Origin of the sequence: Methylomonas koyamae, from assembly GCF_001644025.1 — a bacterium.
In the GTDB taxonomy this organism is placed as follows: domain Bacteria; phylum Pseudomonadota; class Gammaproteobacteria; order Methylococcales; family Methylomonadaceae; genus Methylomonas; species Methylomonas koyamae_A.
In genome coordinates, this window is record NZ_LUUK01000029.1 from 1 (window position 1) to 10,189 (window position 10,189).

The 10,189-nt window shown below is 50.2% G+C and carries 7 protein-coding genes, 3 pseudogenes and 1 riboswitch; of the genes and pseudogenes, 1 reads left to right on the forward strand and 9 read right to left on the reverse strand.

The window, feature by feature from the left end; translation table 11 throughout:
* Nucleotides 1–123 precede the first annotated feature (123 nt).
* The 9 genes and pseudogenes from A1355_RS02765 to A1355_RS26470 all read right to left on the reverse strand — a co-directional run.
* Complete coding sequence (locus A1355_RS02765) at nt 124–1,500, reverse strand: esterase-like activity of phytase family protein (protein ID WP_231883532.1); 1,377 nt, start codon at nt 1,498–1,500, stop codon at nt 124–126.
* 139 nt (nt 1,501–1,639) lie between these two features.
* Nucleotides 1,640–1,718: riboswitch (cyclic di-GMP riboswitch) on the reverse strand.
* Nucleotides 1,719–2,329: 611 nt separating this feature from the next.
* Nucleotides 2,330–2,974, reverse strand: a complete 645-nt coding sequence (locus A1355_RS02770) for a hypothetical protein (protein ID WP_064024769.1) — start codon at nt 2,972–2,974, stop codon at nt 2,330–2,332.
* 734 nt (nt 2,975–3,708) lie between these two features.
* Nucleotides 3,709–3,954, reverse strand: a complete 246-nt coding sequence (locus A1355_RS26380; protein WP_331710102.1) for a transposase domain-containing protein — start codon at nt 3,952–3,954, stop codon at nt 3,709–3,711.
* Nucleotides 3,940–4,558 (reverse strand): annotated as a pseudogene (gene tnpC, locus A1355_RS26385) (IS66 family transposase); the annotation flags it as partial. The pseudogene tnpC and the gene A1355_RS26380, both read right to left, overlap by 15 nt.
* A gap of 23 nt (nt 4,559–4,581) precedes the next feature.
* Nucleotides 4,582–5,346, reverse strand: a pseudogene (locus A1355_RS26390) (transposase); the annotation flags it as partial.
* Between the two features lie 58 nt (nt 5,347–5,404).
* Nucleotides 5,405–5,764, reverse strand: coding sequence for an IS66 family insertion sequence element accessory protein TnpB (tnpB, locus tag A1355_RS02785; protein ID WP_082885322.1), 360 nt, complete (start codon nt 5,762–5,764; stop codon nt 5,405–5,407).
* Nucleotides 5,761–6,114: an IS66 family insertion sequence element accessory protein TnpA gene (gene tnpA, locus A1355_RS02790; RefSeq protein WP_064024773.1), complete on the reverse strand. Its 354-nt coding sequence runs from the start codon at nt 6,112–6,114 to the stop codon at nt 5,761–5,763. The genes tnpB and tnpA overlap by 4 nt, the downstream gene beginning before the upstream one ends.
* A gap of 440 nt (nt 6,115–6,554) precedes the next feature.
* Entirely contained in the window at nt 6,555–6,977 is a 423-nt protein-coding gene (locus A1355_RS02795; protein ID WP_331710103.1) for a tyrosine-type recombinase/integrase, read from the reverse strand.
* Nucleotides 6,972–7,127 (reverse strand): annotated as a pseudogene (locus A1355_RS26470) (recombinase); the annotation flags it as partial. The pseudogene A1355_RS26470 and the gene A1355_RS02795, both read right to left, overlap by 6 nt.
* 631 nt (nt 7,128–7,758) lie before the next feature.
* Between A1355_RS26470 and A1355_RS02805 the strand changes: the two are divergent.
* Entirely contained in the window at nt 7,759–9,636 is a 1,878-nt protein-coding gene (locus tag A1355_RS02805; protein ID WP_082885323.1) for an acyltransferase family protein, read from the forward strand.
* Nucleotides 9,637–10,189: the final 553 nt, after the last annotated feature.

Genomic DNA, 10,189 nt, shown 5'->3' on the forward strand with positions numbered 1-10,189 from the left:
TACGCGGTGCGTACCCTACGGCCTTGACCGTTCGTCCTGAACCTGTCCAAACCCTAGATGAAGGCACGCCCTCCGATAAAACCGATGCCAACGGGTATTTAAATACCGGGTTAATAGCTGATCTCAGCAGCGGTTTTTACGCGCCGAACGACCTACAAAGCCCATCAACGCGCTACCGAACAGCCAAACCGCTCCGGGCACAGGCACGGCCGAGAATTGCTGAGCCTGATAGTTGAGCGCGGAATCGGCGAACGCAAACACATAAAACTGGTTAGTGCCGGCAACGTTAGGCAAAAAGTCGTTGTCGTTGGCGACGAACAAGGTGTGATACAGCACGCCGCCATCGGTAATGTCCCGACCGAAGGACACGCCTTCGAGTTTGGCCGGAATCTTGTCGCTGCTGATACCGTTGGCATTCAGGGATTTCACGACATCCAAGAACAGCGTATTCGGCACCGCAGTGGCTTGTAAAGCGGCGGTACTACCTGAAAATGCGGAAATGTCGGTAACCCCGCTAAGGTCGATTTTAAACAATTGCTTGACCGCCGCGCTGTCGCCATTGCCCAGGCCGCTACCGTCGCGCTCGTCCACCAAAAACTCGTGATCGTTGATCGCAACGATTTCGCTAACGCCGGAACCCGTGGTCAATTGATAAGCATATTCATGGGTTGCGCCGGTGGCGATGTCGATGGTCACGATGCGGTCGATGCCGGACTTTTTGCCGTCCTGCAACAAAGGAGCCTGCATGATGCCGACCAAGGTTTTGCCGTCGGGCGTCAATGCCAGACCTTCCATGCCTTTGTTATCGACGCGGCCGCTGGTGTTGCTTTCTTCGGTTTTGCCGACCGGACTCAATTTCGCCACATCCAAATTGGCCGGCAGGTTGAAGACGCGAATGCGTTGGCCGGTCGCGCGGTCGAATTGATAAACATAAGGACCGTATTCGTCGGAAATAAACACGCTTTTGCCGTCGTTGGAAACGCGAACGCCTTCCGGATCGAAGCGGGCGTTACTGGCGTTGGCGGACGAAGCGTCGGGAATGCCGGTCAATGGATTGGCGGAACCGAAGTTATCCGATCTGCCGGTGAAATAGTAGGTGTTATTCGCCGCATTCAGAGCCGGCGCGCCATTGCCGACCGGCGTGACACCGCCGACTTGCTTGCCGACGCCTGCGCCATAATTCAAAGCTGTGGCATTGGACAGCAATGTGGTCGATACCAATTTAGGTGCCAAATTGTATGCCAAGCCAGTGCCTGAATGGTTGGCGCTCAAGTCCAAACTCACGGTTTGAAATCTGGAAATGTACGAAACGGTATCGTTCAAACCGCTGTTGTACGCGACGGCATTCGGGCCGCGATCCGGCGTGGCGATGAAAATATTGCCGCCGGCATAAGCCAATCCGGAGCCTATGCCTCCCAAATAATTCGCGGCAACCCCGTTTTCCAGGGTGCCGGTCAAGCCCGATAAATCGGCGTTCAGGCCCGCACCGCTGCCGGACAAACTGCCGATGGCGATCAGGTCGCCGGAAGCGATCGACGCATGGGCGGCGTTGGAAAAAGCGGCGGCCGCGATGGCGGCGGCTAATAATGACTTCGTTTACATCGGGGTCTCCGTTAGTGTCTTAGTGAGAGTTGCTCGGCATGGCAACTCGGCTATCGCGACAAAACGGACCCGTAGTTTTCCGTCCCCGCCTTGCGATGGGTTTGGCTTTAACATCGGGCTATTTTGATAATTACATATTGCAAAGCGATGACAACAAGCCAACATCCGCCTCTACCTTTGATTCGTCGCTGATCGGTTCTGGCGGCCTCGCTGAAATCGAGGCGTATTCGATTGACGGAAGATTGGTTTGATCCTAAAAAGGGCAGTTGGTGTGTATTGCGGGCCGTTCGTGCTGAGCAACGTCGAAGCATGGACGGCTCGCAACACACTTGCCAAACGGGTGAATGAAAAACCCCGCGCGCCCTTCGACAAACTCAGGACGAACGGAATTTTTCATCGCCAAACTGCTCTTTTTAGGTTGATAGCCTCATTGGAATCGAGGTTTCGGCGTTCAGCCATCGGTTGCGGAGGGTTTCCGGCGACGTGAAAGTCATTTTGCCGACCGCCAAGCGGGGTTTGATGATCGGATGACCACCCCGTCGATTTGCCGAAGGTTGGTTTGGTAGGCCTACAAGCTCGATTGCATCGAGACCGCATTCGATTTGCACAGGTTGATTTTTGGCGGCGGGGCGCTTACGTCACAGCTCAATCCGTGAACCAGCGAAAATATGCCGCACACAAAAAAGCCGGCATAATGCCGGCTTTTAGAGAGGAACAACGTGTAAGCCTAGGCTTTCAATAAACGGCGGCGTTGTACACCCAATACGCCCAACAAACCGGTCAGGAACGCCCACGCGGCGCCCGGCAACGGTACAGCGGCGGGCACGATGGGCGATACGCTCAAGCTACCGGTATACGTACCGCTATTAAATGCCAACCCTTGCACTTTCAAGAAGTAATTGCCCGCACCGATTACCGGGACGTTGTTCAACGTAATGGTATTGAACGTCGTCAACAATGCTTGATAAAACGACGGGAAACCGGGGATCGGCAAAGAAACCAAAGTCGGCGCGGACGGGCTCGAGAAAGAACTCAACGAACCGGTCGCAACGAGAGCAGCGGACGAATCCAGCAGCTCGACACTAGCGCTGGCGACGCCAGTGGTACTGGTCACCAACGGTGAAGCAAAATCGCTAGTCAAGCTGACCACGGTTTGTATGGATTGAAAGCTCAAAGCGCCGGACAAGTTGTAGGCGCTATACGCGTTGTCGATCGCAAAGCTGTAAACGTCCTGAAACGAACCGTCCGCAACTGAATGGTTGATCACGGTTGCCGAAGCCGGCGCTAAAACGGTACTCGCTTGGACCGCCGATACGCTGGCTGCGGACAACACAACAACGCCGGCCAGCAGAAGTGATTTTACGACTTGCATGAATTTAACTCCTGAATGATTAAACTTGCGTCACAGTTTACGGAGTCGGTAAAGCAAGCAACATTAGACCAAAGTACATTTAGGTAAGCCTTGTCTTACAGGCCGACCCCACCTACCTGTGATCCGCGCAACCCAATCGCGGCCGGTCAACCCAGACCCTGTCGAATTGCTTTTCGCGTTTTCCACGACATTGGCACTTCCTCCGCTATACTCCGTGTCGAGTCCACGGAATTCGTCATTTTTGAACAATGCCCAGCATTGCTTCGCAGCGTTTTTTATCCAGAATATCTAACGCCTATTATTTCCTCGGACTCATTTCAAAACGGCAAACGCCAAATTCTTTCTAAATTCGGAGGTTATGATGTCCAGCGAATTGATTAAAGGAGAATTACTCCCAAACCAACAAGAAACCGTATTAAAACTGATAGGCGACATACAGGCTCAGCTACCGTTTTTAATCGACTTATCGATAGACCCCAAAAGGTCGAATCATAAGACCCAATGCTTTAGCGGCAACAATCAACGACGCCATTCGAACACATCAGAGATCGTCCACTATCAGGAAGAAATGTTAGAGTGTTGAGTACCGACGCTTGAGCGTTGAAGTCAACCTCTTGCCTGTCCAAACAGGTATCATGCCAAACTGATAAGCGTACAAGCCTTCCATGGCACAACAGGAATCGCCTATTGATACGGCCTTTCGGTAAGCGATCCATAAACCCCATCTACCCCGCTCACTTCAATCCGTTAATATAGGCCGGATCGACAGCCCAAGGCAGCAGTTTCTCGATGTCTGCAAGCGTCTGAGCTTTGGGCGGTTCCGTAAAAATAGGCTGCAGATAGCGATAAGGCTCCAATCCGTTGAGTTTGGCGGTTTCGATCAGGCTGTAGAGGTTGGCGCTGGCTTTGGCGCCGCCCACGGTATCGGAAAAAACCCAGTTGTTGCGACCAATCACGAAAGGACGAATGGCGCGTTCCACGGCGTTGTTGTCGATGTCCAGCCGGCCGTCTTCACAGTAGACGGTGAGCGAGGCCCATTGCTTGCCCAAATAAGCCAAGGCTTTGGATCAGGCTGGTCGGGGCGACTTGAGTTAAGGATACATCGGCCCAGACCTTGATCTCGTTTAATAACGGCACAGCCTGTTCCTGGCGGATGCGGTATTTATCCGCCGCTGGCAGATGCTTGATCTGTGTCTCGATACGATAAAGCTTTTGGATGAAGCCTAAGGCTTTACTGGCCTTGCCGGCTTTGGGTTGACCTTTGCCGGTGGCTTTCAGCGCTTCATCGACGTAGCGCCGGGCATGCGCCCAGCAGCCGGCGTGGCGCAAACCATTTTTGGCTCACACGGCCGCATAGGCGGTGTAACCGTCGGTTTGAACGGTGCCGGAAAAGCCTTGCAGCAGTTGGTCGGCAACGGCTTGGCTGCGACTGGGCGCGTAGTTGAACAGTACCACCGGCTGGCCGGGCGGGCCACCGCGCCTGACCCAGAGGTACGACTGACTTTCGGCCGCGCGGTCGGGCTCTTTGAGGACCTGCAGGGTCGGGGCAGAAAAATGCTCCTGCATTTTCTGCACTTCCCACATCCCTGTGGGTCGTCGTCCATCTGCAGCGCCGGATAATTCAGCAGATGTTCTTCGAACAAATTGATCAAGGGCTGAATCAACCCGCCGCTGCGGATCATCCAGGTCGCCAAGGTGGCGCGGTTCAATTCGACGCCGATCCGGGCAAACTGCTTGCTCTGCCGATTGAGCGGCAAGGCGTCGACGAATTTGCTGGCGGCGACATAGGCCAGAAGGCCGGACGAGGCGTTGCTCTTGGGAACCGGCTGAAGCGGCAAGGGTGCGGTTTTGACGTATGCCTGACAACAAGGGCAAGCGTACTTCTTGCAAATATGGCGCAACACTTGCACCTTGGCCGGGATGATGTCCAGTCGTTCGGAAACCTCTTCGCCAATGACTTTTAAGGCATGGCCTTCGGCGCAGTAGCGTTGCTCTTCGAGCAAGTCGTGGACGATGTCGACGCGGGGCCGTTCGGCAGGTAAGGGTTTGCGGGGTCCCGTGGGCTCGGTCGCGGTCGTTGTTTCGGCGAGTTCTTCTACGGTCGCGGAATCGACGTCCTCGTTTTCGGCTTCGCCGCCTTCCTCGGCATAGGCTTCCGCTTCGTTGAACAGATCGGCTTGCTCGGCGCGGTATTTTTCGCTGTTGGCACCCAATCGCTTGTGCAGCAGCAGATTGATCTGCTCTTGCAAAACGGCGTTCTCGCCCAACACCGTGCTGTAATCCGATTTCAACTGCGCAAGTTCCGTGGCAAGATCGACGGCTAAACGGCGTAGCGCATCCATCTCGTCGGGCAGTTTCAGATCGGTTTCCATGGGGGCCTATTATACCGCATGGAAAACCCATAAGCCATTGAAACGCAATGGCAAAATATCAAATCACCGACTTGAAATCCAGCGTCTTACGCAGCATCATCCGGTTGATGTCATAGCCCTCCAATAGCCAATTCAACTGCTGCGGCGTCAACGCCAGCGTACCGGAAGCATTCCCCTTGGGCCAACAAAATCGTTCCTGCTCCAAGCGTTTCTGCCACAAGCAAAAGCCGTTGCGCTCCCAATACAACAGTTTCACCGCCGTCGCCGAGCGGTTGCGGAACACATACAAGCTCTTCGTAAACGGATTCAAGCCCAACTGCGCCCCCACCAGCACCGCCAGACTGGCCATACCCTTGCGGAAATCCATCGCCTGAGTACAGACATAGACCGACAGGCGCTCATCCCGAGGCCGCATCATGAGGCTTGCCGAGCCAGTGCCTGTAACAGCGCCGCGCCCGTCGCTACATCTGCACTAACCTGGCAACGCAAATCGCCCGGCAAATCGAACGTTAACGTCAGCAGGCCAGACGCAAGCGGTTTTGCTTCAACCAATGCGACTGCTTGAAACAATGGTCGCTGTGGCCAAGCACCTGATGCCGCCCAAGCCGACAAACGCTGACTCATCGCGTAGAACGTGCTAATCGCCAAACCCTGTTGACGCGCGTAAGCCGCCATGCTCAAGCCTGAGTGCTGCTGCTGTTTGAAATGTTCAAGCCATCGCCGCTGCGCGATGGTCAGCGTGGCTTCGGATAAGGGTGACTCTGTCATCGGCAATCTCCTTGTTTGATTGCCTAATCGTATAGTCGTCTAGAGAATCCGTAACTCCGGGGCATAAAAAAAACCTAACGAATAAGTTTAGATGGTGCGAGCGCAACGCGCGAAGCCACCATCTGAACCGATGGTTGGACAAGCCCGGTATTCGGTGGGTCTCTTTAATATAAGAAAATAGCTTTTCGGTGTTTTGGGCGGCTGAGGTCTATTTATGACGTTGCTTTCAAAAAACAGACCGCAGTGATCGTGATGGCGGTTATCCTGCTTGGAATTTAGCCATTTTAACGGCATTTTGCTCAGGATTGAGGCCGAACAAAGGCCTCGGCGCGAAATGCCCGATATCCGGTTTGGGTCAGTTGGAAATTTCGCTTACATAACCGGTTTCTCCATGTTGCACTCGGGGCTCGGCCCTCGTGTGCTAACGGCGCATGGCAGTCTTACGCTACTTGGCGCAAGGTGACTTGCACGCCGCCGCGATCCAGTGGCGTGGTCGCCTGGCCGGCGCCTTTCAAGCCGCCGTGGCGATTGGGAAACAGCAGGACTGGGTTGCGGTGGATCTGCCAGAATCGGCGCAGCAAATCCAATGTTGCCGCCGGTAAAGGCACCAGCCTGTCCTTATTGCACTTGGCGTCGCGGATATGCACGCGTCGGCGTTCGGCGCCGATATCGCCCACTTGCAGCCGCAAGCCTTCGCCGAGACGCAGACCCAGACTGTAAAGCGTGAAAAAGAACACGCGATAACTCAGCGTACGGGTAGCCGAACAGAGCTGCTGCGCTTCTGCCACGGTCACGATGTCCGGCAAACGCTGGACCCTGGGCGGCTTGATCAGATTAGGCGCCACCCAAGGCTTGCGCAACACATGGGCGTAGTAAAATTTGAGGCCGTACGGATCGAGCTTAACCGAGCTCCAGGAGTGCGACGCCAGCAAATCGGTGAAATAATCGGTCAACTGCTGTTCGGTCAGATCATTGATTTGTTCATCGAAATACTCGCCAACGCGGCGAATCGCACGGGCATAGGCCTATATCGTCTTGGGCTGTAACCCTTTAAGCTTGAGGTGTTTAAGATGGCTTTGATAGTTTTGCTTGAAAGGGGATTCGGATGATGGTGTCATTGACGCGTAACCTCATGATTCGTCGTGGAATGTCCCCTCTTAAAGAGGGCGTGAGGTTACATTTTATGAACTACCTGCCAATCGGGATGTTCTCCGAGTTAGCGGCTTCGTCCAACAGGCTGTTGAAATTTAAAAATCTGCTCCACTTTTACCCCAAAAACGCATTTCCCGCAAAACAAAACCCTGTAAGCCATTGATTGTTCGTTGCAGTCAAGTGGCTTTTAACGACAAACTAGTGGGTTTTTGAGAATTTTTTTCACCAAGTGTCTTTTTTAACAACCTGCTAATGCTGAAATAATTTGATAGTATCTTGGCTTCAAGAACAGTAACTGGATACATCACTTATCTACTGACCTAACTACAAAATACTCTAACACACGCACTGTTGCTATCGCCTAGACTTCCCAGGCCTCCTGTGCCAGAATTCACAGATATTTTTGAAGCCAAAAATATAGATACCTAAAAATCTGGCTGCCTCTTAGCCAGCTCGAATAGTTTTGAAAGAATACTCAACAAATAAATCAAAATGAATATCACTAAATACAGAGGCGACATAGATGGCCTTAGAGCAATTGCGGTAGTATCCGTTATATTATTTCATTACAATTTCGGAAAGTACTTCTCAGGCGGATACGTTGGCGTCGATATATTCTTTGTAATATCCGGATATTTAATTACATCAATAATTTACAACGACATCCTGCAAAACAACTATTCAATATTAGATTTTTATCATAGGCGTATCCGAAGGATATTCCCCGCTCTTTTCTTCGTATTTTTTTGCTGCATCCTAGCCTCCTTCTTTCTTCAATTTCCATCCGAATCAGAGTACACCGGAAAAAGTATTGTATCGTCAATTTTCTTTGTTTCAAATATATTCTTCTCCGATCTAAATGGATACTTCGACCATAAAATGGAATCAAACCCGGTTCTGCACACATGGTCACTTTCAGTGGAAGAGCAATATTACGTATTTTTCCCACCACTAATATATCTAATACGAAACCTTAGCCTTTCAATTCAAAAAAATATTATACTCATCACACTAATTTCGAGCCTTGTATATTCCGAGCACGCGATAAAAATCAATTCAGTTAACGCATTCTATTTAGTTCAGTCCCGTGCATGGGAGTTATTGATTGGCGCATCTCTTGGAATAGGAGCTTGGCCACGAATTCAGAACAAATGGCAAATTGAAGGATTATCATTACTAGGACTTACCGCATTAGTATTCAGCATATCCACATACTCGAAAGAAACGGCATTCCCTGGAATATCCGCATTACCACCATGCCTGGGCACAGCACTGATCATTTATACTGGCAGCCTAAGAGAAACGGTGGTGCGAAAAACTCTTTCTTTCAAAATCTTTCGTCTAATAGGAATAATCTCATATTCTCTTTATTTATGGCACTGGCCTGTTCTAGTATTTGTCAAACAAATCCACGAGCCACAGAGTTACTTGCAAAACCTACTACTTATCATCGTTTGCTTGGCACTGTCAGCCATCTCCTGGAAATACGTAGAACAACCATTCCGAAAGAGTCCCTACAAGTTAAAAGCAAACCCCACACTTGCTCTAGCACTAGTTACAATGCTAATATTTTCAACAGCTTCTCTTTTTCTAAGTTCTGTTAGTGAAAAATATTACAACTACCCGCAAAGGGTATTTGATGTTCTTACCGTTTTGGATTACGACGCTGACACCGATACGCGCGCAGGTAAATGCTTCCTCACATCAAACTACAATTCATTCGATAAATACAACATTGACGAATGCTTAGCAGTTTCCTCGAACAAGAAAAACGTTCTTCTAATTGGCGACAGCCACGCAGCACACCTATGGCCAGGCCTAAACTCAACATTTCCAGAAGTAAACTTTCTTCAGGCGTCCGCGTCAGGCTGCAAACCCGTACTAAATAGTACTGGAGAAAAACGCTGCACTGATTTAATTACCTTTATATTTACTGAATACCTATCAAAACAACATTTTTTTGATACCATTATCATATCCGGAAGATGGCAAAAACAAGATATTTCAGCAGCAATTACCACCGCTGACTGGCTAACGAAATTTGCGAACCAAGTGATTATTTCTGGACCAATCAACGAATATTATCAACCACTACCAAGAATATTAGCCAAAGCCCTAGCTAACAATGAAAATGAGTCAGAATACTTAAATAAATATCGCAATACAAGCCCAAGAGAAGTTGACAACGAGTTTTTGAGAGCCCTTTTACCAAGAGGCGTGAGCTACTTGTCGGTATATAAAATCATGAGCGAGCCAACTTGGAAAGTTTGGGCATCCGACCAAATGCCCATGCAATTTGATTATGGACATTTAACCAAATTGGGATCTGAGCTTTTGATAAAATCATCCAAGCTGGATGAGTTATTTTGACGGAAACAAATAAACTTCTAAAAAATAGAATTGTCTGATTCAATAAATAAATTTTGTCAACCCGCTCATAACTCCGAGGAGAGTCACTCTTTATCGAAAGCTTCTTCAGGGCATCGTTACCCGTTTCAAGGCTTTCCAACGCAATGATTAGGATTGTCTAAATCAGCAATTACTATACTACTCACAAATTTGAACGGCTAGACAACTCAAATCCTAACCATCCCATGCACATAAAAAGTCTTGCCAGAAGCCTACTGGAAAGTCAATTTTATTTTGTAAAAACACAGTAAGCGATCTATAGACAGCATCTATGTCAGTTCCTCGAAAGGAGTGAAGATAGTGTCCACTTATAATGAGGTGTAATGAGGTGGACACCTATGAAGGAGCACAGTCACAGTACTCGATTATCGCGGCCATTAATCGTCGGGCACGGGCGAAACGGCCGATGTCTTTATGATCCGGAAGCGAAACGGGAGTTGGTGGAAGTTTGCTTGCAACCGGGCATATCGGTTGCCAAGGTTGCGCTGGAACACGGTATCAATGCCAATCTGCT